The following is a 24,531-nucleotide window of genomic DNA, read 5'->3' as shown; positions in this document are numbered from 1 at the left end:
AGTCGTCTCCGTTACACCTTTTCCACGTTCACGAGGAAGGCCTTAAACTCCGGCGTCTGCGTGTTCGCATCACCGACGAACGGCGTCAGGGTGTTCGCAATGAACCCTTTCTTCGCCACGCCCTCATAGCCCCAGTGAATTGGGATGCCGATGGTATCCACCTGCTGACCGTGAACGTTCAGCGTGCGAATACGCTTGGTCACCACCGCCTTGGCCTTGATGTAGCCGCGGTTAGAGGAGACCTTCACGGTATCGCCATGGGCAATGCCAAGCTTGTTCGCCAGCTTCTCGCCGATCTCCACAAACTGTTCCGGCTGCGCGATGGCGTTAAGCAGCGCGTGCTTGGTCCAGTAGTGGAAGTGTTCGGTCAGACGGTAAGTGGTGCCCACGTACGGGAACTTGTCTTTTTTACCCAGCGCTTCAAAGTCGCCCTTGAAGATACGCGCTGCCGGGTTAGAGACCACGTTCGGGTGCAGCGGGTTGGTGCCCAGCGGCGTCTCAAACGGCTCGTAATGTTCCGGGAACGGCCCTTCTGCCATCTTATCGATAGCAAACAGACGGCCCATCCCTTCAGGCTGCATGATAAACGGCCCAACGTCGCTGCCTGGTGCGGCAGTGCTGTAGTCCGGAATATCCACGCCGCCCCATTTCGCGCCGTCCCACTTCAGCAACTGACGCTTCGGATCCCACGGGTTACCCTGCGGGTCAGCGGAGGCGCGGTTATAGAGGATGCGGCGGTTCAGCGGCCATGCCCATGCCCAGCCCAGCGTATTGCCGAGGCCCGACGGGTCGGCGTTGTCACGGTTGGCCATCTGGTTGCCTTTCGGCGTCCAGCTACCGGCAAAGATCCAGCAGCCGCTGGAGGTGGTACCGTCATCGCGCAGGTGCGCGAAGGTGCTGAGCTGGTCGCCTTTCTTCGCCAGAACCGCGCCGGTGGCCGGGTCGATAACGTCCGCCAGCGCCTTACCGTTGCTCTCCATAGCCACTTCTTCCGGCGCAGGATTTTCCGGCGTCGAGTAGTTCCAGGTCATGTTCAGCACCGGCTCAGGGTTCGCGCCGCCTTCTGCCGCATACATCTTACGCAGGCGTAAGAAGATACCGGCCAGGATCTCGCCGTCGTTCATGGCGATGCCCGGGGCGTCCGCGCCTTTCCAGTGCCACTGCAGCCAGCGGCCGGAGTTGACGATAGAACCGTTCTCTTCCGCGAAGCAGGTGGACGGCAGGCGGAACACTTCGGTCTGAATCTTCGACGGATCGACGTCGTTCGACTCACCGTGGTTCTGCCAGAAGGTCGAGGTCTCGGTGTTGAGCGGGTCAATCGTCACCAGGAACTTCAGCTTCGAGAGGGATTCAACAACCTTGTTCTTGTTCGGGAACGACGCCACCGGGTTAAAGCCCTGGCAGATATAGCCGTTGACCTGGCCCTGATGCATCATTTCGAAGTACTGGAGAACGTCGTAACCTTTGTCCCACTTCGGCAGCCAGTCAAAGCCCCAGCTGTTTTCCGCCGTCGCTTTGTCGCCGTAGAAGGCTTTCATCAGCGAGACGAAGAACTTCGGATAGTTGCCCCAGTAGTTCACCTGGCCTTCGAGCAGCGGTTTTGGCGTGCTGGCCGTCAGGTAGGTCTGCAGGTCAGTCTGTTTCTCGCTCGGCAGGTTCATGTAACCCGTCAGGCTCTGAGACAGCAGGCCGAGGTCGGTCAGACCCTGGATGTTAGAGTGACCGCGCAGGGCGTTCACGCCGCCGCCTGCCATCCCCATGTTGCCGAGCAGCAGCTGCACCATTGCCATGGTACGGATGTTCTGCGCGCCGATGGAGTGCTGCGTCCAGCCGAGTGCATACAGGAACGACGCGGTTTTGTCCTTCGCGCTGGTTTCCGCAATCAGCTCGCAGACCTTCAGGAAGTCCGCCTTCGGCGTGCCGCAGATGTTCTCGACAACGTCCGGCGTGTAGCGGGAAACATGCTCTTTCAGCAGGTTCCATACGCAGCGCGGGTGTTGAAGAGTGGTGTCGCGCTTCGCAAAGCCTTTCTCATCCAGCTCGTAGTTCCAGCTGGTTTTGTCGTACTTGCGTTTTTCCGCGTCATAACCGCTGAACAGGCCATCTTCGAAGTGGTAATCCTCACGCACGATCAGGCTGGCGTTGGTATAGGCTTCGGTGTACTCGCGGTTATATTTTTCGTTGGTCATCAGGTACAGCAGTACGCCTGACAGGAAAGTGATGTCAGTACCTGAACGAATAGGGGTGTAGAAATCCGCCACTGACGCAGTACGCGTAAAGCGGGGATCGATCACAATCAGTTTCGCACCGTTGTGGATTTTGGCTTCCATCGCCCAGCGGAACCCGACAGGGTGCGCTTCAGCGGCGTTACCGCCCATCACCACAATGAGGTTGGCGTTCTTGATGTCGACCCAGTGGTTGGTCATCGCACCGCGACCAAATGTTGGAGCAAGACTTGCTACCGTTGGTCCGTGTCAGACACGCGCCTGGTTGTCGACCGCGAGCATACCGAGTGCGCGCGTGAATTTCTGGGTTAAATAGCCGGTTTCGTTGCTGGAGGCAGAAGCACACAGCATCCCGGTGGAGAGCCAGCGGTTGACCGTGACGCCGTCGGCGTTCTTCTCAATAAAGTTGGCATCGCGGTCTTCTTTAATATGTTTTGCGATGCGGTCAAACGCCTCTTCCCAGCTGATTTGCTGCCATTTATCGGAGCCAGGTGCGCGATATTCCGGGAATTTCAGACGGCTTTCGGAGTGGATAAAGTCCACCAGACCGGCCCCTTTCGGGCACAGCGCGCCGCGGTTGACCGGATGGTCCGGGTCGCCTTCGATATGGAAAATAGACGCTTTGGCGTTTTTCGCACCGTCGCCGAGGCTATACATCAACAGCCCACAGCCGACGGAGCAGTACGTACAGGTGTTACGGGTTTCGCGGGTGCGCAGCAGTTTGTACTGCCGCGTTTCCGCCAGCGCTACGCCGGGCGCAAAGCCCAGTGCCGCCGCCGTGGTGCCTGCCATACCGCCAGCGCAGATCTTAAAGAACTGCCTTCTGCTGACCTGCATGGGTCACTCCTTGTTCGACATTGCTTATATATGTAGTTTTAACTTCGCGGTTGAGAATTGACCGCAAAGGAGAAAATTTGCGTTAATCCCTCATTTCTCCGAGGGATATCATCAGAATACCACAATGTCGGTATACCTGTTCCAACGGCGTTAATACAAAGTGAACGTATTATCACTGTGTTGATTATAAAGTGTGACACTGATCACACTATAAGCTCTGCATGTTAAAGGGGTGTAGCGGGGGCCGGGTTGCACCTCTTCTTAATGAGTAGGACAATGAGTGTCGAAAAGTTGATCCATACTATGCGTAAGGCCTGCGGTTTATGCTGCAATAGCAGGCCTACTTCCGTGGTTGTTCAGGAATACCGCTGTGTCTAAACAAAACCGTGCTACCCGCTCATCGCCACTGCCTGCGGGCATTGTGGAAATGTCGGTACGCAGACCGCCCCACATTACCCATGCCACACCCGATTTTCTGGCTGAAGAAGTGCCCGTTGCCCTCGTTTACAACGGTATTTCGCACGTGGTGATGATGGCCTCACCTAAAGATCTCGAACTGTTCGCCATCGGTTTTTCCCTTTCGGAAGGCATCATTGCGCACCCGCAGGAGATCTACGGCATGGACGTGGTTCAGGCGTGTAACGGTCTTGAAGTGCAAATCGAACTCTCCAGCCGCCGCTTTATGGGGCTGAAAGAGCGCCGCCGCGCGCTGGCCGGGCGTACCGGGTGCGGTGTCTGTGGTGTTGAGCAGCTTAATGATATTGGCAAGCCCGTTGCGCCACTGCCGTTTACCCAGACCTTCAATCTGGCGCATCTCGACCGTGCGCTGGAAAATCTCAACGATGTTCAGCCCATCGGCCAACTGAGCGGCTGCACGCACGCGGCGGCGTGGGTATTGCCGTCAGGAGATATTGCTGGAGGGCATGAGGACGTGGGCCGCCACGTCGCGCTCGACAAGCTATTAGGCCGTCGTGCGGGGGAGAGCGATCTCTGGCAGCAGGGCGCGGCGCTTGTTTCCAGCCGCGCCAGCTATGAGATGGTGCAGAAGTCCGCGATGTGCGGCGTGGAAATTCTGTTTGCGGTGTCGGCGGCAACCACGCTGGCGGTGGAGGTGGCGGAGCGCTGCAATCTGACGCTGGTGGGGTTCTGCAAGCCGGGCAGGGCGACGATTTATACCCATCCGCAACGTTTAATTGTTGATCAATAATTTTGAATGATAATAGCAAATCCTTCCGCTTTTAGTTGTTCAGGATGAGGGCTAGTATTTATCTCATCAAGGCACGGTGCCTTACCTAAACAACTTAATGAAAGGGTTTATATCATGAAAAGCATCAAAACTTTTGTCGCTGTAATCGCTCTGGCTGCTTCTTTCGGTTCTTTCGCTGCACAGACAGTGACCGCCTCTGCCTCCACCATTGATAGCGCAGAAGCGAAAATCGCGGCTCAGGCTCAGGAAGCGGGCGCGTCATCCTACAAAATTACCCAGGCGTTCACCGGTAACCGCGTACACATGACCGCTGAACTGAACAAATAATTTCTCTATACCGTCGAAAGAGCGCCCCTGGGGCGCTTTTTTAGTTTATACCCGCCAGACGCAGCAGCGCCGTCACCACCGCCGCCGCGACGATCACCACAATTAACGGCATTTTTCGCCATGCCAGGAACACCGCGAACCCCACACCCAGCACGCGCGCCATGCCCGCAAAATGTTCCCCTTCATAAAACGTGGTCGCCAGCGCGACGGAGAACAGCAAAACGGTAGCCGCATCGGAAAGCAGCGCCTGCGATCGTTCAGAGAGAGCCAGCCGGTTGCCCAGCTTTGCCCCGCCGAGACGCATCAGGTAGGTTCCGGCAGAAAGAATGGCGATGCCGAGAATAAAAAACGTCATGTTTCCCATTATTTTTTCCTCGCAGCGAGACCGAGTAACGAGAGCAGAACCGGTAAACCCACCGGGGCAAACGGCACGGCAGCCAGTGATAGCGCGGCACCGCTGCAGGCGCGGATCAGCGTGGTACGGTTTTTAAACGCGGGTACCACTAACGCCAGCAGGATCGCCGGAAACACCGCGTCCAGCCCGATGGTCTCCGGGTCCGGCAGCAGTTTACCGACCATGGCACCCAACAGCGCCCCCACCGGCCAGATAATCGCCACGCCTAAACCGCACAGCCAGTAGGCCGCTTTACGCTGCTCGGGCGTTTTTTGCGACAGGCCAAACACCACGCTTTCATCGTTCATGATGTGACAGCCGAGATAGCTCAAACCCCGTTTGCCCACCATTTCACGCACCGTCACGCCAAACGGCACATGGCGCGCGTTGACCAGCAAACCGGCGGCCGCTGCCGCCAGCGGGTTACCTCCGCTTGCCACAATGCCGATAAACATAAACTCGGATGCGCCCGCCAGCACCGTGAGGGAAAGCACAAACGGCACCCACAGCGGAAAACCGTAGGCCATCGCCAGGGAGCCGTAAGACATGCCGACCACGCCTACCGCGAGGCAAACCAAAATTATCGCTTTTATCGTGTCGCCTTTCAGGCAAGAGAGGGGATTCTTCATATCATTTTAGCCATATCGAACGTATTTCCATTATAATGAACGCATCAAAATCGTTTTACAAGATGAACGAATCGTTCGTTATAGAGAGAAAGAGGCCGTTTTTATGACGCAGCCAATCAGCGTGATCGCCAAAAGCCTGGTGCGGGAACGCCTGCGAACCGGGCTGTCACTGGCGGAAATTGCCCGCCGTGCCGGGATCGCCAAATCTACGCTTTCTCAGCTGGAGTCTGGCAACGGCAATCCTAGCCTGGAAACGCTCTGGTCGCTTTGCGTGGCGCTGGATATCCCGTTTGCCCGGTTACTGGAGCCGCAGCAGCCCATCACGCAGGTGATCCGCCGCGGCGAGGGCACCAAGGTGGTTGCCGGGCAGGCCAATTACGAGGCGATTTTGCTGGCGGCGTGTCCGCCGGGGGCGCGTCGTGATATCTATCTGCTGCTGACGCAGCCGGGCGCAGACCGTATTTCCCAGCCGCATCCTCCGGGGTCGGTTGAGCATATTATCGTGACCCAGGGGCGGGCGATGGTCGGCCTGATCGATGCGGCGGAAGAACTCGGCCCGGGCGATTACATTTGCTACCCTGCCGATCAGCCGCATATCTTTAAGGCGCTGGAGCCAGACACCCACGCCCTTCTGGTGGCGGAACAAAATTAACGAAGATACGGAAAATCATGTCGCTCAAAGCCATTGCTAAAGAACTGGGGCTGTCCGTCACTACCGTCAGCCGCGCCCTCAACGGGTATGACGATGTTTCTGCTGAGACGCGCGCCCGCGTGGAGGCGGAGGCCCAGCGCCGTGGTTACCGACCTAATACGTTTGCGCGCCGCCTGAAGATGGGCAAAATTGATGCCGTCGGCCTCGTTTTTCCCGTGCATCCTGTTCCGCTCAATAACAGCGTTTTTATGGACATGGTCGGCGAAATTAGCCACGAACTGGCGCGACATGAGATCGACCTGCTGCTCATCGCCGACGATGATCTGGCGGATAAGCACAGCTATATGCGCATGGTGCAAAGCCGCCGCGTGGATGCGCTGATTGTGGCCCACACGCTCGATCACGATCCGCGACTTGAACAGCTGCAGGCCGTCGGATTCCCTTTTCTGGCGCTTGGCCGCAGTCAGCTGCCGCAGCCGTACGCATGGTTCGACTTCGACAACTATGCTGGCACGTACCAGGCCACCCGCTGGCTTATTGAGAAAGGCCATCAGCGCATCGCCCTGCTGGGCGAAAGCAATAATCAGGCATTCATCACCCAGCGGCGACAGGGCTACCTGGACGCGCTGCGGGAAGCCGGGCTCTCCAGCGAATGGCTGCGCGCTATGCCCCCTTCGCGCCGCGTGGGGTATGCCACCACGAAAGAACTTCTCTCCCTGCCGCAGCCCCCCACGGCCATCATTACCGACTGCAACACCCACGGCGACGGCGCGGCGATGGCGCTGGCGGAACTGGGCCGCCTGACAGGCGAGAACGCCGTTGCGCTGGTGGTTTATGACGGACTTCCGCAGGACAGCATCGTTGATGCTGACGTGGCGGCAGTGATCCAGTCCACTCGTCAGGGCGTCGGGAAACAGATTGCCGATATGGTGCGCCAGCTGATTAACGGCGACGACGTCGAACGGCTCCAGGTGCTCTGGCAGCCGGAATTCTTCCCGGGCCAGACGGCCTAAACCGCGTAAATTTCCAAACCCGATCACAGATCCGAAACGTTTTGGTTTGTATCCGAAACGTTTCGGATCAACACTCAAGACATCCCGACGACAGGAGATGTCTGATGCAAGATGCCATTTTACGACTCGAAAGCACCACGGTTGACGTGGTGATAAAAACCCAACCGTTCGCCGAAATTCTCTACTGGGGGCCGCACCTTCAGCACTTTTCGCCGCAGAATGTCGCTACGCTGGCGCGGCCAGTGGCAAACGGCAGGCTGGATGTGGACTCCCCGGTAACGCTGATGGCCGAGCTGGGGCACGGGCTGTTTGGCTCGCCCGGTATTGAGGGGCATCGCCAGGGGCTGGACGGTTCCCCGGTGTTTAAAACCACGCAGGTGCAGCAGGACGTAAACACCCTGACGATAACCGCCGAAGATGAATGCGCGGGACTGCGTCTGACCAGCGAGCTGACGCTGGAGGCCAGCGGCGTGCTGGTGGTGCGCCATGGGTTAACCAACCTGAAAGCGCTGGCGTGGCAGGTGGACCGATTCGCCGTCACGCTGCCGGTGGCCGAGCGCGCGCAGGAGGTTATGGCCTTTCACGGACGCTGGATCAGGGAATTTCAGCCGCACCGCGTCACGCTTGAACACGACAGCTTTGTCATTGAAAACCGTCGGGGTAAAACGTCCCACGAACATTTCCCGGCGCTGATCGCCGGTACGCCATCGTTCAGCGAAATGCAGGGCGATGTCTGGGGCGTGCATCTGGGCTGGAGCGGCAACCACCGCCTGCGCGCCGAAGCGAAAACCGATGGTCGCCGTTATATACAGGCCGAAGCGCTTTACCTGCCGGGTGAAATGGCGATTGAAGAGGGCGAAACGCTCTGGACGCCGCGCCTGTATGCCAGCTACTCCCCGCACGGGCTGAACGGCATGAGCCAGCAGTTCCACCGCTACCTGCGCGACAGCATCATCCGCTTCCCGGAAAACAAACCGCGCCCGGTACACCTCAATACCTGGGAGGGGATCTACTTCAGCCACGATCCGGAGTACATCATGCGTATGGCCGATGAGGCCGCCGCGCTGGGCGTGGAGCGCTTTATCATTGACGACGGCTGGTTCAAAGGCCGCAACGACGACCATGCCGCGCTGGGCGACTGGTACCTGGATGAGAAAAAATACCCGAACGGCCTGACGCCGGTAATCAGTCACGTTAAACGGCTCGGCATGGAGTTTGGCATCTGGATCGAGCCGGAGATGATTAACCCGGATTCCGATCTGTATCGCGCGCATCCTGACTGGGTGCTGGCGCTGCCGGGCTACGCGCAGGCGACCGGACGGCACCAGCTGGTGCTTAATCTCAACATCCCAGAGGCCTTTGATTATCTCGTGGAGCGCATGAGCTGGCTGCTGGGTGAGCATGCGGTTGACTACGTGAAATGGGACATGAACCGCGAGCTGGTGCAGCCCGGGCACAACGGTAAAGCCGCCGCCGACGCGCAGACCCGCCAGTTTTACCGCCTGCTGGACGTGCTGGGCGAGCGTTTTCCGCACATTGAATTTGAATCCTGCTCCTCCGGCGGGGGGCGAATCGATTATGAAGTGCTGACCCGCAGCCATCGCTTCTGGGCGTCCGACAACAACGACGCGCTGGAGCGCAACACGATCCAGCGCGGCATGAGCTATTTCTTCCCGCCGGAGGTGATGGGGGCGCATATCGGTCATCATAAATGTCACGCCACCTTCCGCCAGCACAGCATCGCTTTCCGTGGGCTTACTGCGCTGTTTGGGCATATGGGGCTGGAGCTGGATCCGCTCACCGTCGATGCGCAGGAGCGTGAGGGCTATCGCCATTATGCCGCGCTGTATAAGCGGTGGCGTGAGGTGATTCATCACGGTACCCATTGGCGCGTGGACATGCCGGATGCCACCACGCTGGCGCAGGGTATAGTGAGCGAAGACAAAACGCAGGGGCTGTTTTTGGTCAGCCAGCTCGCGATGCCGGATTACACCCTGATGATGCCGCTGCGCATGCCGGGGTTAGACGCCAGCGCGCAGTACCGCATCACGCTGCTGGATCACCCGAACATTCAGATCACGGGCGAGGGCGGGCACACCATGCGCAAGCTGCCAGCGTGGATGGAAGCCCCGCAAACGGCAAGCGGCGAATGGCTGATGCGGGCGGGTATTGCGCTGCCGATTCTGGATCCGGAAACCGCCATTCTGATTGGCGTGGAACGCGTGTAAAGGTGACGGGCCGGGCAACCGGCCCTCCGTTGAGGATAAAAATAATGAACACAACAACCTGTACCCACAAAGACAACCCCAATTTCTGGATCTTCGGGCTGTTCTTCTTTCTCTACTTCTTCATCATGGCCACCTGCTTTCCGTTCCTGCCAATCTGGCTGTCGGACATCATCGGTCTGAACAAAACCCATACCGGGATTGTCTTCTCCTGCATCTCGCTGTCGGCCATTGCCTTCCAGCCGGTGCTGGGCGTCATTTCGGACAAGCTGGGGCTGAAAAAACACCTGCTGTGGATAATCTCGGTGCTGCTGTTTCTGTTCGCACCGTTCTTCCTGTACGTCTTCGCGCCGCTGCTGAAAGCCAATATCTGGCTGGGCGCGCTGAGCGGCGGGCTGTATATCGGCTTTGTTTTTTCAGCCGGATCCGGGGCGATTGAGGCCTACATTGAACGCGTGAGTCGCAACAGCTTCTTTGAGTACGGCAAGGCGCGCATGTTTGGCTGCCTTGGCTGGGGGCTGTGCGCCTCAACGGGCGGCATCCTGTTCGGCATCGATCCGTCGTATGTTTTCTGGATGGGATCGGCGGCGGCGCTTTTGCTGATGCTGCTGTTGGTGGTCGCGAAACCGAAGCCCAACCAGACGGCGCAGGTGATGAACGCCCTGGGTGCGAACCAGCCGCAGATCACCGCTAAAACCGTGTTCAACCTGTTCCGCCAGCGCAGAATGTGGATGTTCATCCTGTACGTGATTGGCGTGGCCTGCGTGTATGACGTTTTCGACCAGCAGTTTGCCACCTTCTTTAAAACCTTCTTCGCCACGCCGCAGGAAGGGACCCGCGCCTTTGGTTTTGCCACCACGGCGGGGGAGATTTGTAACGCCATCATCATGTTCTGCTCGCCGTGGATCATTAACCGCATCGGCGCGAAGAACACGCTGCTGATCGCCGGGGTGATTATGGCGACGCGCATTATCGGCTCGTCGTTTGCCACCACTGCCGTGGAGGTCATCGCCCTCAAGATGCTGCATGCCCTGGAAGTCCCGTTCCTGCTGGTGGGGGCATTCAAATACATTACCGGAGTGTTTGATACGCGCCTGTCGGCCACCATCTACCTGATTGGCTTCCAGTTTGCCAAACAGTCGGCAGCGATTTTCCTCTCCGCCTTTGCCGGAAATATGTATGACCGGATCGGCTTTCAGGAGACGTATCTGATGCTGGGCTGTTTCGTGCTGGCGATTACGGTGGTGTCGGCGTTTACGCTGAGCAGCAGGCGGGAGATTGCTGCCACCACAGGGGCGGCAGCGTTAACGCATCACTCCAGGTAAAACACCTCTTTCAGCCCGGCGCTCACCGGGCTGTTATCCGGGTTCGACGGCATGACGTCAGCCATATATTTCCACCAGCGCTGGCACAAGTCGGTATTCGCCACCGCGTTCCAGCGCTCCTCCGACTCAATCTCCACCGTCGCAAACAGCAGGTTGCGTTCTCTGTCGAGATAAATGGCGTAGTGGTGTGCGCCGTGGTCTTTCAACACCGCTGCAAGCTCGGGCCAAATCGGATTGTGGCGACGCGCATACTCCTCGTGCGCGTCCGGGTTTATCTGCATCACAAACGCTTTGCGGATCATAATGCCTCCAGGTACAGCTCGCGGACCTCGTCGCGGCTGGCGGTGCGTGGGTTACACGGCGCACACGGATCGGCGAGGGCTTTATCCAGCCAGCCTTCGATATCGGCTTTGGTGACGCCGAGCTGGCTGAAGCCGGACGGAATGCCGACGCGGGCGCTCAGGTCGCGAATCGCCTGAATGGCGGACATGCTTGCGGCTTCATCGCTCATCCCGCGGGTATCGACGCCCATTGCCTGCGCCACGCGGGCAAAACGCGCGACCGCGTTCGGGCGGTTAAAGTTTTCGATGATCGGCAGCAGGATGGCGTTGCACACGCCATGCGGCAGGTTGTGCGTTGCGCCCGGCTGGTGCGCCAGAGCATGTACCAGCCCCAGCCCGGCGCTGTTAAACGCCATACCCGCCAGGTACTGACCAAACGCCATCTGCTCGCGCGCTTCCAGGTTATGACCGTCGTCGACCGCTTTCGGCAGCCAGAGGTTAATCAGGCGAATCGCTTCCAGCGCGTTGGCATCGGTCAGCGGGTGCGCGCCAACGGACACGTAGGCTTCAATGGCGTGGGTTAATGCGTCCATGCCGGTTGCGGCGGTCACGGAGGCCGGAATATCAAGCATCACGCTGGCATCGTCCACGGCAATATCCGGGATGATGTTCGGGTCGATAATCACCTCTTTCACCTGACGCGCGGAGTCGATGATCACCGCGTTGCTGGTCATCTCTGCCGCGGTGCCTGCGGTAGTGTTGATCGCCACCAGCGGCACGCCTGCGTTTTTCACCTTGCCGACGCCGGAGTAATCGGTAGACGGGCCTGGATTAGCGGTGAGGATTTTAATCGCCTTGGCGGTATCAATCGGGCTGCCGCCGCCAAAGGCGATGATGTAATCACACTCCGCGTCCCGGTAAGCCGCAAATCCTTTTTGCACCAGCGCTTCCGTCGGGTTCGGAAACACCTCATCGAACAGGTGATATGACATTTGATGGGCGTCCAGCGCGGTAAACAGGCTGTCGAGCAGGCCCAGTTTCACCAGTTGGCCGTCGGTGACAACCAGCGCTTTGCCCCACTGCTTGGTCGCCACCAGGGTGACCATATCGCCGATTGCACCCGCGCCATGCAGGCTAATTTTGGGAAGTGCCAACATAAAGCTCATGATAATTCTCCTTAACTATCGCCTGTGGCGTTACGCGTATAAATCCAGGGCCGATTGCATCGGGGTAACGCCAAAACGTTTGCCCAGGGCGATCAGCTCTTCCCGGGTGATGGTCTGCTTCATGCCGCTCATGGAATAGACTTTCACCAGCACTTCTGCGGATTTCTCGGCGGTGTCGATCAGGCCGAAGGTTTCATCCAGCGTCGGACCGCTGCCGAAGACGCCGTGGAACGGCCACAGCACCAGGGCGTGCTTTTGCATATCCGTCGCGGTCGCCTGACCGATTTCGTCGGTACCCGGCACCATCCACGGCAGAATGCCGACGCCGTCCGGGAAGACCACCAGGCATTCGGTACTGCCTTCCCACAGCTTGCGGGTAAAGAAATCAGAATTATTTTCCAGCACGTAGGTCAGGGCGATCAGGTTAGTGGCGTGGCAGTGCATGATCACGCGGTCTTTGCCGTCAGTCGCCTTGATGCGCTCGCAGTGGGAGAGGAAGTGCGCCGGCAGTTCAGAGGTCGGCACCGCGTCGTCCGTTAGCCCCCACAGAATGTGGTAGCCCGCGCCGTCGCTGTCTACCCTCACGACGCCGAGATTGGCTTCCGGGTCCAGCTGAACGTTACGGAAGAACTTCCCGGAACCGGTAACGATAAACGGCGTGTTGGCGAGCAGCGGCATCGGCTGACTCAGGGCAATATAGCGTGGCTTCTGGTGAAAATCGGCGGCGTACGGCTCGATGTCCGCATCGTCCAGGCGCAGCGTGAGGTTGCCGCCGTTGCGCTCGTCCCAGCCCTTCAGCCAGGCGTCGGAGGTGGCTTTGATCATGCCCTGGACGAACCAGGAGGTGGTGATGGTCTGCATACTGTGTTTCCTTTGAAAATGCCGGGTGGCGCTACGCTTACCCGGCCAGCAACGCGCCGCCGGGCGATTTTTTTACTGACGAGCGGCGAGAACGTCCTTCTCATACGCCCGCACGTTGTCCAGCCACTGGCTGCCCGCAGGCGCATCGTGACGCTGGCAGTACATCTCCCATACCGCCTGCCACGGCAGGGATTTCTGCTCCTCCAGCAGCGCCAGGCGCGCGGTGTAATCGCCGCTCTCTTCCAGCTGTTTCAGCGCGGAGGTTGGCTCCAGCAGGGCGCGCAGCAGCGCTTTCTTCATGTTGCGGGTGCCGATTACCCACGCCGCGATGCGGTTGATGGAGGCGTCAAAGAAGTCGAGGCCGATGTGCACGCGGTCAAACAGATCGTGACGGACGATCTCGCTGGCAATCGCCTGGGTTTCGTCGTCCAGCAGGACCACGTGGTCGCTGTCCCAGCGCACCGGACGGCTGACGTGCAGCAGCAGGCGCGGCACGTAGAGCATGGCGGCGGAAATTTTGTCGGAGATGACTTCCGTTGGATGGAAGTGGCCAGCATCCAGGCACAGCGCGGTCTGGCGGCTGGTGGCGTAACCCATGTAGAACTCGTTTGAGCCCACGGTGTAGCTCTCTGCGCCAATGCCGAATAGCTTGCTCTCCACCGCGTCGATATGGTGCGCCGGATCCAGCTTCTCGCTGATGGCTTCATCCAGCGCGGCCAGCAGGCGCTGGCGTGGCGCCAGACGGTCAACGGTGATGTCCTTCATGCCGTCCGGGATCCAGATATTCATCACCGACGGCGTGCCGAGCTGCTCGCCGAAATACGCCGAGACGCGTCGGCTGGCCTTCACGTGGTCGATCCAGAACTGCCGGATTTCGTCGTTGGCGTGTGCAAGAGTAAACCCGTCCGCGCTCAGCGGGTGCGAGAAGCAGGACGGGTTAAAATCCAGTCCCAGCCGGTTGGCCTTTGCCCACTCCACCCAGTTCTTAAAGTGTTCCGGTTTGATTTCGTTACGCGCGACCGGCGCGTCGGATTCGAGATAAATCGCGTGCAGGTTCAGGCGTTTTGGCCCGGGGATCAGGCTCAGCGCCAGTTCCAGATCCGCACGCAGTTCGGTGGCGTTGCGCGCTTTGCCCGGGTAGTTACCCGTTGCCTGAATGCCACCCGTCAGGGAACCGCCCGGATTCTCGAAACCGGCGACGTCATCACCCTGCCAGCAGTGCATGGAGACGGGCAGACGGTCGAGCTGGCGCAGCGCCTCTTCGACATCCACGCCGACGGCGGCGAAACGCTGTTTAGCCAGGTCCCAGGCTTGTTCAAGTTGAGTGGTCATGCGCAAAGCTCCTTAGTCAGTCGTTTTTGCTGAAACTGCGCCCGGTAGCGGGCAATGTCATGGCAGGGATTGGGGGTGAAGGTGGTCAGGCTGTTATTCGCCGTCACCACCGAACGGAAATCGTCGACGTTTGATAGTTCGTCCAGCGTCATCAACTGAATGCCGATGTTGCCGAGCGTGGAAGCCTCTACGGGACCTGCCACCACGGTAATGCCGCAGGCATCGGCGCAGAGCTGGTTCAGCAGCTGGTTCTGGCAGCCGCCGCCCACGATGTGCAGCTGGCTGAACGGTTTACCGCGAAGGTCAGCCAGTTCGCTCAGGATGTCGGCATAGAGCAGGGCGAGGCTGTCAAAAATACAGCGCGCCAGCTCGGCGGGGCGGGAAGGTACCGGCTGCCCCGCGTCAAAACAGGCGGCCTGGATCTCAGCGCTCATGTGCACCGGGTTAATAAAGCGGTCGTCGTTCGGGTTAATCAGAAAGGTGCAGGCCTTCAGCTTTTCGGTTTCCGCGATAAGCGCGGGCAGGTCGGTGACGTTCTGCTCTTTCAGCACCCGCTGGAGCAGCCACAGGCCCATGATGTTCTTCAGCACGCGGTAGCGTCCTTCGGCACCGCCTTCGTTGGTGATATTGGCGGCCAGCGCGGCGTCGCTGGTGTAAGGCGTTTTGCTCTCAAAACCCATCAGCGACCAGGTGCCGGAGGAGAGATAGGCCGCGTCTTTGCTGGCGAGCGGCGAGGCAATGACCGCGCTTGCGGTGTCGTGACTGGCGACGGCGACAACGGGAATTTCATTCCCCTGCGGGCAAATCCACTGGCCGATGACATTGCCTGGATGGGTTGGCGCGCCGAACCAGGACGGCGAGGCGCCCGTCCATGCCAGCAGGTGTTCATCCCAGTTATCGGTGTTGATATTGACCAGCTGCGTGGTGGTGGCGTTGGTGTATTCCCAGTTCATGTTGCCGGTCAGACGATAGCTTAAGTAGTCCGGGATCAGCAGCGCATGCGCCACCTTTTCAACCAGTTCTGGCTGTTGCTCCACCAGCGCGCGCAGCTGGTACAGCGTGTTAAACGGCAGAAACTGAATGCCGCTGCGACCATAGATGTTCTCTTTGCCAAGCTGCGCGATGGCGTGCGCCATCAGCCCATCGGTGCGGCTGTCGCGGTAGGAAACAGGCAGGCCGACGCATTCGCCGTGGCTGTCCAGCAGCACGTAATCCACGCCCCAGGTATCAATGCCGATACTGTCGATGCGGATACCGTTTTCGCAGACGTTGTGAAGTCCGGTGCGGATCTCCGCCTCCAGCGCATCAATATCCCAGGTCACAAAACCGACCTGTTTTTGCAGACAATTGGCGAAACGGTGCATTTCGCGAAGCGTAAGGGTGTGCTGGTCACAGTCCCAGGTGGCGAGCATTACACGGCCGCTGGATGCGCCTAAATCGACAGCCACACAATGGCGAAAAGTCATGGTCGGGTCCTTTCTTAAGTCATTAGCGATGAGTGTAAGAAAGGGAAGAAATAGCCACCTTCTCGCTACTGACAGCCCAAATCTCGCGCTGGCAAGAAAGCAAAGGTGAACGTGAGGGAGTTCACAGTTTCCAGTAATGGCGGGGTTTGCTGGCAGTGTGACGCTGACCGCATTTCCCGATCTTTCCGCCTGTTTCTTGAAAAACCGGCAGCTTTTGCGTGGTTTACTGTCAAAAATTTAAGGTGAGCGTGGAGGGCCTTAATTACTATTTTGAGAACTTTTCTCATTGGTGGGGGCCGTTATGACCGTACTGCACAGCGTCGATTTTTTTCCTTCGGGGGCTTCTCCCGTCGCGATTGAGCCACGGCTTCCTCAGGCTGCGTTCCCGGAGCATCATCATGATTTTCATGAGATTGTGATTGTTGAGCACGGAACGGGCATCCACGTATTCAACGGTCAGCCGTATACCATCAGCGGCGGTACGGTGTGCTTCGTGCGCGACCACGACAGACACCTGTATGAACATACCGACAACCTGTGTCTGACCAACGTGCTCTATCGTTCCCCGGACGCGTTCCAGTTTCTCTCCGGACTGAATCAGCTGTTGCCGCAGGAGAAGGACGGCCACTACCCGTCGCACTGGCGGGTGAATCAATCCACGTTACAGCAGGTGCGTCAGCTGGTGAGCCAGATGGAGCAGAGCGAGGACGGAGAGGAGACGCACGCGATTGCCACCCGCGAGCTGCTGTTTATGCAGCTGCTGGTGCTGCTGCGCCGCAGCAGCCTGGTGGAAGGGATGGAAAATAACGACGCACGGCTGAACCAGCTTATGGCCTGGCTGGAAGATCATTTCGCTGAAGACGTCTGCTGGGAAACGCTGGCGGACGACTTTTCGCTCTCGCTGCGCACGCTGCATCGTCAGCTCAAGCAGCATACCGGGCTCACGCCGCAGCGTTACCTTAATCGTCTGCGCCTGATTAAAGCGCGTCATCTTTTACGGCATACCGACGAAAGCGTTACGGAAATTGCTTATCGCTGCGGTTTCGGCGACAGTAACCACTTTTCGACGCTTTTTCGCCGGGAATTTAGCTGGTCGCCGCGCGATATTCGTCAGGGGAAAGACGCGTTGCTTCAGTAACGCGAGGGCAGTCACCGTTTTCAGGCCGCAAAAAAGCTAATAATGCCCGGTTATTCGCCGTAGAGGTTGTGGTGTGGCCGCTCAGTTAATTCTTCGCAAAGATGATTTTTTTGCCTCCGCGAGTCAGGCCGTCGCGGTGGCCGACCGTTACCCGCAAAATGTCTTTGCCGAGCACACCCATGAGTTCTGCGAGCTGGTGCTGGTGTGGCGCGGCAACGGCCTTCACGTTCTCAACGACCGGCCCTACCGCATCACGCGCGGGGATCTGTTTTACATTCGCGCCGAAGACAAACACGCCTACGCCTCGGTTAACGATCTGGTGTTGCAGAACGTCATCTACTGCCCTGACAGGCTTAAACTGAATGTCGACTGGGCGAGCAACATTCCGGGCATTCTGAATGCCGGAGGCGAACCACACTGGCGCTTAAGCAGCAGCGGCATGGCTCAGGTGCGACAGACGATTTCCCAGCTGGAGCAGGAGAGCCAGAAGAGCGACCCGGTGGCAAACCAGATGTCGGAGCTGCTATTCGCTCAGCTGGTGATGACCCTGAAGCGTCATCGTTACGCCACGGATAATCCCTCCGCCACCACGCAGGAAGCGCTGCTGGATAAGCTGATCGCCCGGCTTGCGGGCAGTCTGAACAAGAGTTTCGTACTGGAAAAATTCTGCGAGCAGGAGCAGTGCAGCGAGCGCGCGCTGCGCCAGCAGTTCCGCACCCAGACGGGGATGACGATAAACCATTACCTGCGCCAGCTGCGCATCTGCCACGCCCAGTATCTGTTACAGCATACGGAGCTGATGGTCAGTGAAGTGGCGATGCGCTGCGGCTTTGAGGACAGTAACTACTTTTCGGTGGTGTTTAACCGTGAGGTGGGGATGACGCCGGTTCAGTGGCGTCATCGCAGTCGAAAAGCAGCGTAATCAGTTCGCCATGCCGAGGCCGACGATATTGGCCGCAATGATAATCACCACGCAGCCCAGGCTCAGTACGCCAACCGGACGACGTCCGGCGTTGTTCCACTCCTTCAGCACCAGCCCAACCAGACCGCCGCACAGCACGTAGAAGCTCATGTGCAGCATCCAGCTTATGTAGTCGTACTGCGGCGGAATGCTGGCGTGGCCCCAGGCGTAGAAGAAGAACTGCAGATACCACATCAGGCCGCCGAGCGCGGAGAGCAGAACGTTGGTAAGGATCAGCGGTTTTGCCAGCGAGAAGTCGGCTTTTACCGACAGGTTCTTCACTTTTGCCAGACGAATGAAGCAGAAACCGAGGTTTACCAGCGCGCCGCCGCCCATGATCACCACATAGCTTGGCAGGGCAACATACAGCGGGTCAACGCCCAGCGCCGCAGCGGCGTCGTGCATCGGTTTGGCGGCGTTCAGGGCGAACGACATGCCCGCCGAGAAGACCCCGCACATCACCGCCAGCAGGAGACCTTTCTTCAGGTTGAACTCTTTGGCCCTGATGCCCATCTTGCGTTCTTTTAGCTGGCCTGCGCGGGTGACGATCCCCACGCCGATCACCGCCACCAGCACGCCCAGCAGCGTCATTCGCCCGCCCTGGGTGTTGATCAATACGTCGAAATGGCCGTTAAGGATTGGCGTCATCAGCGTGCCCACTATCAGCGTAATGCCAATCGCGATGCCGATACCCATCGACATCCCGAGGTAGCGCATGGTCAGGCCGTAGTTGATGTTGCCGATGCCCCACATCGCGCCGAACAGGAATACCGGCAGCAGGGTGGAGGCGTTGAAGGAGGAGAAGTAGCCCCAGAAATCGGGCAGCAGCATGGCGCTGATTGTCCACGGCAAAATCAGCCAGGACACGGTACCGCCAACGGACCACATGGTTTCCCACGACCAGCCTTTCACCTTTTTGAATGGGGCATAGAAACAGGCTGCACTGGCTGCGCCTATTAAATGCCAGAAGATACCCATCGTAATCGCATGATTCATTTTTACGTCCTCATCGTTTTTATAGCCGGAGGCTTCCCCCCGACTTGATGAGTGTAAAAATTAGGCTGTTCAGGAACCTTCAGAAGGTTGCCGCACTTTTGTTTTGAATGGCAATCAGCACGTTAAGCGCGTGAGCAGACTCACAATTCTTTTATTTCTCAAAAACCGAATAACCTTATAAAAACTACGGCATTGATAATCATTTTCAATATCATTTAATTAACTATAATGAACCAACTGCTTACGCGGCATTAACAGCTGTGCCGCCCGACAATAATGGAGAGGATTATGAGTTATACACTGCCATCCCTGCCGTATGCCTACGACGCACTGGAACCGCATTTCGACAAGCAGACGATGGAAATCCATCACACTAAACACCACCAGACCTACGTGAACAACGCGAATGCTGCGCTGGAAAGCCTGCCAGAGTTCGCTAATCTGCCTGTTGAAGAGCTGATCACCAAGCTGGACCAGCTGCCAGCAGACAAGAAAACCGTACTGCGTAACAACGCGGGCGGTCACGCTAACCACAGCCTGTTCTGGAAAGGCCTGAAAACCGGCACCACCCTGCAGGGCGACCTGAAAGCGGCTATCGAGCGCGACTTCGGTTCCGTAGACAACTTCAAAGCGGAATTCGAAAAAGCCGCTGCAACCCGCTTCGGCTCTGGCTGGGCGTGGCTGGTTCTGAAAGGCGACAAGCTGGCAGTGGTTTCTACTGCTAACCAGGACTCCCCGCTGATGGGTGAAGCGATCTCTGGCGCATCCGGTTTCCCAATCCTGGGTCTGGACGTGTGGGAACACGCTTACTACCTGAAGTTCCAGAACCGTCGCCCTGACTACATCAAAGCGTTCTGGGATGTCGTGAACTGGGACGAAGCAGCAGCGCGTTTCGCCGCTAAAAAATAAGGTTGCATTGACGCCTGTGAGAAGCGAGTCTGATGACTCGCTTTTTTTGTATCTGCGTAATGGAGGCAGCGATGCATTACCCGGTGAACGTGTTTACAGGCAAGGTAAGGGAGTACGACGGCAGCCGCCCGAGCGCCATCGCCAAAGTGCAGGTTGACGGTGAGCTGTCGCTGACCGAGCTCGGGCTTGTGGGCGACCAGCAGGCCGAAAAGAAAATCCACGGCGGGCCCGATCGCGCGCTGTGCCACTATCCGCGCGAGCACTATCAGCACTGGAAAACCGAATTTCCTGAGCAGGCGGACCTCTTCGTCGCGCCCGCGTTTGGCGAAAATCTTTCAACGGAAGGGCTGACGGAAAAGAACGTCTTTATTGGCGATATTTACCGCTGGGGCGATGCCCTGATTCAGATCACCCAGCCGCGCTCGCCGTGCTTTAAGCTCAACTACCATTTCGGTATTCAGGATATGTCGGCCCAGCTGCAAAACGCGGGTAAAACCGGCTGGCTGTACCGCGTGGTGCTTGCAGGACAAGTATCTGCGGATGCGCCGCTTGAGCTCGCGTCGCGTTTGAGCGACGTGTCCGTTTACGACGCCTGCGCGATTGCCTGGCATATGCCGTTTGACGATGAACAGTATCATCGCCTGCTGTCGGCGGCGGGGTTGTCTACCAGTTGGACGAGAACGATGCAAAAGCGGCGTATAAGCGGGAAGATCGAGAGTAGTTCGCGGAGATTGTGGGGGAAATAGGTTCCGTAGAAAGTAGGCCGGGTAAGGCGAAGCCGCCACCCGGCACATACCGTTACGAACGCTTATACAGCGGTAGCCACAGCGTTAACCGCAGCCCGCCCAGCGGGCTGTCGTCGGCTTTCACCCAGCCGCGGTGCTGCTGCATGGCGGTTTCTACAATCGCCAGCCCCAGCCCCGTGCCGCCGGACTCACGGTCTCGCGCTTCGTCGGTGCGGTAGAACGGACGGAAAATCTGCTCGCGATCTTCCGGGCTGACGCCTGGACCATCGTCATCGACAATGACGGTGATCCCGTCTTTATCCACCGAGAACGCCACTTCAATCTTCGTGTGCGAGTAGCGCAGGGCGTTACGCACGATATTCTCCAGCGCGCTTTCCAGCGCGTTGGGGTTACCGTACAGCGGCCACGGGCCCGGCGGGAAGTTGACGGTGAACGATTTACCCATCTGCTCCGCTTCGAACGCCGCGTTGTCCAGCACCTCGTGCCACAGGTGATTGGCTTTCACCGTTTCGCTCACCAGCGCGTTTTTCTGCTGGTTGCGCGACATCACCAGCAGATCGTTAATCATGCTGTCCAGACGGTGCGCTTCCGTTTCAATACGCTCCAGCTCTTTGCTCTCCCCGCTGCGGCGACGCAGCAGGGCGGTGCCCAGCTGTAAGCGCGTGAGCGGGGTGCGCAGTTCGTGCGAGATGTCCGACAGCAGGCGTTGCTGGGCCGTCATCATCCGATCAAGCGCGCTGACCATCTGGTTAAAACTGGTGCCGGCGGCCAGGAACTCCTGCGGCCCGGATTCCAGCTCCGGATGCTGTCTGAGATTGCCTTGTGCCACTTCGTCCGCCGCGTTTTTCAGCTTACGCGCCGGTTTCGCCAGGCTCCACGCCAGCCATAACAGCAGCGGGGAACTGACCAGCATCGTGACGATCAGCAGCAGAAGCGGACGGTCAAACAGCAGGTTGATGAAGTCGGACTGGGAACTGCTCGCAGGGCGAATCAGGTAGAGCTGGTAGTTATCTTCCCCATCCCGTACCGAGAAAGGGCCGACCATCTCTACCCGACCATATTTCTTTTTCTGTGGGTGATCGGCGTTATCCGCCTGGCCAATAAAGTTGCGGATGATCTGCATTTCATTGCGATCGGCGCCAATCACGCGGCCTTCGCTGGTAACCAGCAAAAGACGTTGTCCTGGCGGCGCCCACTTGTCGATAGCGCGAAACAGCCTGCGCCACCACATTAAATCGTTCGGCGGATCGTTTGCCAGCTCCGCTTCCACGTGCTGCTCGATCATCACGCCCTGACGTTGCTCGCTGTCGAGCAGCTCCGTCATCTGGCGTGAGTCGAGTTTTGGCAACATCAAAACGAGCATTAAAACCAGTGCCAGCGTCAGCCAGAAGATGGCGAAGATGCGGGCGGTTAAGCTGCCTATCATGAAGCAGAAACCATCAGATAACCGCGACCACGCAGGGTTTTAAACCATGGGTGACCGTCTTTACGCTCCGGCAGCTTGCGGCGCAGGTTAGAGATGTGCATGTCGATGGCGCGGTCAAACGGCGTGAGGCGTTTGCCCAGCACTTCTTGGCTTAAATGTTCACGCGATACCACCTGGCCAAGATGTTGCGCCAGTAGATACAGCAGGGTGAACTCGGTGCCGGTAAGCTCGAGCGTCTGGCCGTCGAAGCTTGCTTCCTGACGGCCCGGGTTCAGGCTCAGGGAGTCCACTTCCAGCGTTGGCGAGCTGTTGTCGGTATTCTGCTGCTGCTCGCTCCAGTGGGAACGACGCAGGATCGCGCGAATACGGGCCACCAGTTCACGGTCGTTGAACGGCTTCGGTAAATAGTCATCCGCACCCAGCTCAAGGCCGAGAACGCGGTCAAGCTCGCTGCCGCGGGCGGTCAGCATGATAACGGGGGTCTGGTGTGTCTGGCGAAGCTCTTTCAGCGTATCAATACCGTTTTTCTTTGGCATCATTACGTCGAGCAAAAGTAGATCGATGCTGTCGTCAAGGAGACTCAGCGCCTGCTCGCCATCATGGGCAACCAGGACGTTGAAACCTTCCATGTCGAGCAACTCCTTTAAAAGGGATGTGAGCTCTCGGTCATCGTCAACTAACAGGATTTTATTCATTGTTTAAATACCTCCGAGGCAGAAATTACGACATCAAGGCTATCTAATCCATGACTTTACGTTGTTTTACACCCCCTGACGCATGTTTGCAGCCTGAATCGTAGACTGTCTCTCGTTGAATCGCGACACGAAAGATTTTGGGAGCAAGTGATGCGCAAAGTTACCGCTGCCGTCATGGCCTCAACGCTGGCGTTCAGTGCGTTTAGCCAGGCTGCTGTAGCTATCATCGGCGATAACGGTTCCTCGCAAGAGGGCGCAACGCAGCACAGCAGCCAAAGCCATATGTTTGACGGCATAAGTTTAACCGAACATCAGCGTCAACAGATGCGAGATCTGATGCAGAGGGCACGACACGACCAGCCCCCTGTTAATGTTAGCGAAATGGAGACAATGCATCGCCTTGTCACCGCAGAAAATTTTGACGAAAGCGCTGTTCGCGCTCAGGCCGAAAAAATGGCACAGGAACAGGTTGCCCGCCAGGTAGAAATGGCGAAGGTCCGCAACCAGATGTTCCACCTGCTAACGCCCGAGCAGCAAGCGGTTTTGAATGCCAAACATCAGCAGCGTATGGACCAGCTGCGTGAGGTTGCACGGATGCAGCGAAGCTCAGAAGCGACGTTTTTCAGTAGCAATAGCAGTACCCGTAGTAACCAGTAAACCCTGTTTTCCTTGCCATAGACATCATCCCTGTCTTCCCCCACATGATGTGGGGGTTTTTTTTGCCCCGCATTCTGATTTGTTAACCGTTTATTCATCCTTTGCCTCCCCATGCTTCCGTTATACTAGCGGCATGACATGACAGGAGCGTTTATGAATCAATCCTATGGAAGGCTGGTAAGCCGGGCCGCCATTGCGGCGACCGTCATGGCCTCTGGCCTGCTGCTGATCAAAATCTTTGCCTGGTGGTATACCGGCTCGGTCAGTATTCTGGCGGCGCTGGTGGATTCACTGGTCGATATCGCCGCCTCGCTGACCAACCTCCTGGTGGTGCGCTACTCGCTGCAGCCGGCGGATGAAGAGCACACGTTTGGGCACGGCAAGGCGGAATCGCTCGCGGCGCTGGCGCAAAGTATGTTCATTTCTGGCTCTGCACTGTTCCTGTTTTTGACCGGTATTCAGCATCTGGTTTCACCTTCACCGATGAACAATCCCGGTGTCGGCGTGGTCGTCACGGTCATTGCACTTATAAGCACACTTGTTCTGGTAACGTTCCAGCGCTGGGTCGTTCGCAAAACGCAAAGTCAGGCCGTACGGGCGGATATGCTTCATTATCAATCTGATGTTATGATGAATGGGGCTATTCTTATTGCACTCGGTCTGGCCTGGTATGGCTGGCATCGGGCCGATGCGTTGTTTGCGTTAGGGATTGGTATCTATATTTTATATAGCGCCCTGCGGATGGGGTATGACGCGGTGCAATCACTGCTCGATCGCGCTCTTCCGGACTCAGAACGTAACGAAATTTTTTCTATCGTGACCTCCTGGCCCGGCGTCAGCGGTGCACACGATCTTCGAACGCGGCAGTCAGGGCCGACCCGCTTTATTCAGATTCATATTGAAATGGAAGACAACCTGCCACTGGTACAGGCTCACGTTATTGCTGAGCAGGTCGAGCAGGCGATTTTGCAGCGTTTTCCTGGTTCAGACGTCATCATTCACCAGGATCCCTGCTCGGTTGTACCCGGACATGTTGGGCTTTCGTAATTCGTTGTAAAAAAGT

The 24,531-nt window shown here is 57.9% G+C and carries 24 protein-coding genes; 13 read left to right on the top strand and 11 right to left on the bottom strand.

All coding sequences use genetic code 11. The features are described 5' to 3' along the window. Window positions 1-11 precede the first annotated feature (11 nt). Window positions 12-3,062, bottom strand: coding sequence for a formate dehydrogenase-N subunit alpha (gene fdnG / locus HBA26_RS14320; RefSeq protein ID WP_100171272.1), 3,051 nt, complete (start codon window positions 3,060-3,062; stop codon window positions 12-14). A gap of 370 nt (window positions 3,063-3,432) precedes the next feature. Here fdnG and fdhD point away from each other — a divergent pair, with 370 nt between their 5' ends. Continuing rightward, window positions 3,433-4,269, top strand: a complete 837-nt coding sequence (gene fdhD / locus HBA26_RS14315; RefSeq protein ID WP_126346105.1) for a formate dehydrogenase accessory sulfurtransferase FdhD — start codon at window positions 3,433-3,435, stop codon at window positions 4,267-4,269. Between the two features lie 114 nt (window positions 4,270-4,383). Continuing rightward, a complete protein-coding gene (locus HBA26_RS14310; protein WP_041911778.1) occupies window positions 4,384-4,596 on the top strand; it encodes a DUF1471 domain-containing protein in 213 nt (70 codons plus the stop codon). Window positions 4,597-4,636: 40 nt separating this feature from the next. Here HBA26_RS14310 and HBA26_RS14305 read toward each other — a convergent pair whose 3' ends face one another. Both HBA26_RS14305 and HBA26_RS14300 read right to left on the bottom strand, forming a co-directional pair. After that, window positions 4,637-4,960, bottom strand: a complete 324-nt coding sequence (locus HBA26_RS14305; protein WP_028014868.1) for an AzlD domain-containing protein — start codon at window positions 4,958-4,960, stop codon at window positions 4,637-4,639. Then, window positions 4,960-5,619: an AzlC family ABC transporter permease gene (locus HBA26_RS14300; RefSeq protein WP_126346104.1), complete on the bottom strand. Its 660-nt coding sequence runs from the start codon at window positions 5,617-5,619 to the stop codon at window positions 4,960-4,962. The genes HBA26_RS14305 and HBA26_RS14300 overlap by 1 nt, the downstream gene beginning before the upstream one ends. Window positions 5,620-5,722: 103 nt before the next feature. Between HBA26_RS14300 and HBA26_RS14295 the strand changes: the two genes are divergently transcribed. From HBA26_RS14295 to HBA26_RS14280, 4 genes are all read left to right on the top strand, one after another. Then, window positions 5,723-6,271, top strand: coding sequence for an XRE family transcriptional regulator (locus HBA26_RS14295; RefSeq protein WP_063437458.1), 549 nt, complete (start codon window positions 5,723-5,725; stop codon window positions 6,269-6,271). A 17-nt stretch (window positions 6,272-6,288) separates the two neighbouring features. Continuing rightward, window positions 6,289-7,284 (top strand): LacI family DNA-binding transcriptional regulator, encoded by a 996-nt coding sequence (locus HBA26_RS14290; protein ID WP_028014866.1) that lies wholly within the window; start codon window positions 6,289-6,291, stop codon window positions 7,282-7,284. 104 nt (window positions 7,285-7,388) lie between these two features. After that, window positions 7,389-9,512, top strand: a complete 2,124-nt coding sequence (locus HBA26_RS14285; protein WP_126346103.1) for an alpha-galactosidase — start codon at window positions 7,389-7,391, stop codon at window positions 9,510-9,512. Between the two features lie 44 nt (window positions 9,513-9,556). Beyond that, the gene (locus tag HBA26_RS14280) at window positions 9,557-10,834 is read left to right on the top strand and encodes an MFS transporter (RefSeq protein ID WP_069733783.1); all 1,278 of its coding nucleotides are present in this window, start codon (window positions 9,557-9,559) and stop codon (window positions 10,832-10,834) included. On the opposite strand, the gene rhaM is transcribed toward HBA26_RS14280, so the two are convergent. From rhaM to rhaB, 5 genes are all read right to left on the bottom strand, one after another. Continuing rightward, the gene (gene rhaM, locus HBA26_RS14275; protein WP_126346102.1) at window positions 10,822-11,136 is read right to left on the bottom strand and encodes an L-rhamnose mutarotase; all 315 of its coding nucleotides are present in this window, start codon (window positions 11,134-11,136) and stop codon (window positions 10,822-10,824) included. The genes HBA26_RS14280 and rhaM overlap by 13 nt on opposite strands. Next, a complete protein-coding gene (fucO, locus tag HBA26_RS14270; protein ID WP_126346101.1) occupies window positions 11,133-12,281 on the bottom strand; it encodes a lactaldehyde reductase in 1,149 nt (382 codons plus the stop codon). The genes rhaM and fucO overlap by 4 nt, the downstream gene beginning before the upstream one ends. Window positions 12,282-12,311: 30 nt before the next feature. Next, window positions 12,312-13,142 (bottom strand): rhamnulose-1-phosphate aldolase, encoded by an 831-nt coding sequence (gene rhaD / locus HBA26_RS14265; protein WP_126346100.1) that lies wholly within the window; start codon window positions 13,140-13,142, stop codon window positions 12,312-12,314. Window positions 13,143-13,214: 72 nt separating this feature from the next. Next, window positions 13,215-14,474, bottom strand: a complete 1,260-nt coding sequence (rhaA, locus tag HBA26_RS14260) for an L-rhamnose isomerase (RefSeq protein ID WP_126346099.1) — start codon at window positions 14,472-14,474, stop codon at window positions 13,215-13,217. Then, on the bottom strand, window positions 14,471-15,940 hold the full coding sequence (gene rhaB, locus HBA26_RS14255) for a rhamnulokinase (RefSeq protein ID WP_126346098.1): 1,470 nt from the start codon (window positions 15,938-15,940) through the stop codon (window positions 14,471-14,473). The genes rhaA and rhaB overlap by 4 nt, the downstream gene beginning before the upstream one ends. Before the next feature lie 136 nt (window positions 15,941-16,076). On the opposite strand from rhaB, the gene HBA26_RS23120 reads away from it, so the two are divergent. From HBA26_RS23120 to rhaR, 3 genes are all read left to right on the top strand, one after another. Further along, window positions 16,077-16,181: a hypothetical protein gene (locus tag HBA26_RS23120; protein WP_015569933.1), complete on the top strand. Its 105-nt coding sequence runs from the start codon at window positions 16,077-16,079 to the stop codon at window positions 16,179-16,181. Between the two features lie 60 nt (window positions 16,182-16,241). Continuing rightward, window positions 16,242-17,078, top strand: a complete 837-nt coding sequence (gene rhaS, locus HBA26_RS14250) for an HTH-type transcriptional activator RhaS (protein ID WP_126346097.1) — start codon at window positions 16,242-16,244, stop codon at window positions 17,076-17,078. A gap of 73 nt (window positions 17,079-17,151) precedes the next feature. Further along, window positions 17,152-18,000 (top strand): HTH-type transcriptional activator RhaR, encoded by an 849-nt coding sequence (rhaR, locus tag HBA26_RS14245; RefSeq protein ID WP_028014857.1) that lies wholly within the window; start codon window positions 17,152-17,154, stop codon window positions 17,998-18,000. Here the strand turns inward: rhaR and rhaT are convergent, their stop codons facing one another. Then, on the bottom strand, window positions 18,001-19,035 hold the full coding sequence (gene rhaT, locus HBA26_RS14240; RefSeq protein ID WP_126346096.1) for an L-rhamnose/proton symporter RhaT: 1,035 nt from the start codon (window positions 19,033-19,035) through the stop codon (window positions 18,001-18,003). Between the two features lie 288 nt (window positions 19,036-19,323). Between rhaT and sodA the strand changes: the two genes are divergently transcribed. Both sodA and yiiM read left to right on the top strand, forming a co-directional pair. Further along, window positions 19,324-19,944 carry a superoxide dismutase [Mn] gene (gene sodA, locus HBA26_RS14235; protein ID WP_003861999.1) on the top strand — a complete coding sequence of 207 codons (621 nt, stop codon included), beginning with the start codon at window positions 19,324-19,326 and terminating at the stop codon, window positions 19,942-19,944. A gap of 71 nt (window positions 19,945-20,015) precedes the next feature. Next, complete coding sequence (yiiM, locus tag HBA26_RS14230; protein ID WP_049000058.1) at window positions 20,016-20,690, top strand: 6-hydroxyaminopurine reductase; 675 nt, start codon at window positions 20,016-20,018, stop codon at window positions 20,688-20,690. A 52-nt stretch (window positions 20,691-20,742) separates the two neighbouring features. Here yiiM and cpxA read toward each other — a convergent pair whose 3' ends face one another. Beyond that, the gene (cpxA, locus tag HBA26_RS14225) at window positions 20,743-22,116 is read right to left on the bottom strand and encodes an envelope stress sensor histidine kinase CpxA (RefSeq protein WP_003862003.1); all 1,374 of its coding nucleotides are present in this window, start codon (window positions 22,114-22,116) and stop codon (window positions 20,743-20,745) included. Beyond that, window positions 22,113-22,811: an envelope stress response regulator transcription factor CpxR gene (gene cpxR / locus HBA26_RS14220; RefSeq protein ID WP_006179159.1), complete on the bottom strand. Its 699-nt coding sequence runs from the start codon at window positions 22,809-22,811 to the stop codon at window positions 22,113-22,115. The genes cpxA and cpxR overlap by 4 nt, the downstream gene beginning before the upstream one ends. A gap of 150 nt (window positions 22,812-22,961) precedes the next feature. Here cpxR and cpxP point away from each other — a divergent pair, with 150 nt between their 5' ends. Next, the gene (gene cpxP / locus HBA26_RS14215; protein WP_028014854.1) at window positions 22,962-23,468 is read left to right on the top strand and encodes a cell-envelope stress modulator CpxP; all 507 of its coding nucleotides are present in this window, start codon (window positions 22,962-22,964) and stop codon (window positions 23,466-23,468) included. Window positions 23,469-23,621: 153 nt separating this feature from the next. Further along, window positions 23,622-24,515, top strand: coding sequence for a CDF family cation-efflux transporter FieF (fieF, locus tag HBA26_RS14210; RefSeq protein WP_028014853.1), 894 nt, complete (start codon window positions 23,622-23,624; stop codon window positions 24,513-24,515). Window positions 24,516-24,531: the final 16 nt, after the last annotated feature.

It is taken from the genome of Enterobacter sp. 725m/11 (assembly GCF_011683705.1).
In the GTDB taxonomy this organism is placed as follows: domain Bacteria; phylum Pseudomonadota; class Gammaproteobacteria; order Enterobacterales; family Enterobacteriaceae; genus Enterobacter; species Enterobacter bugandensis.
The sequence above is the reverse complement of the archived record's forward strand: the minus strand, read 5'-3'. Positions and strand labels throughout refer to the sequence as shown.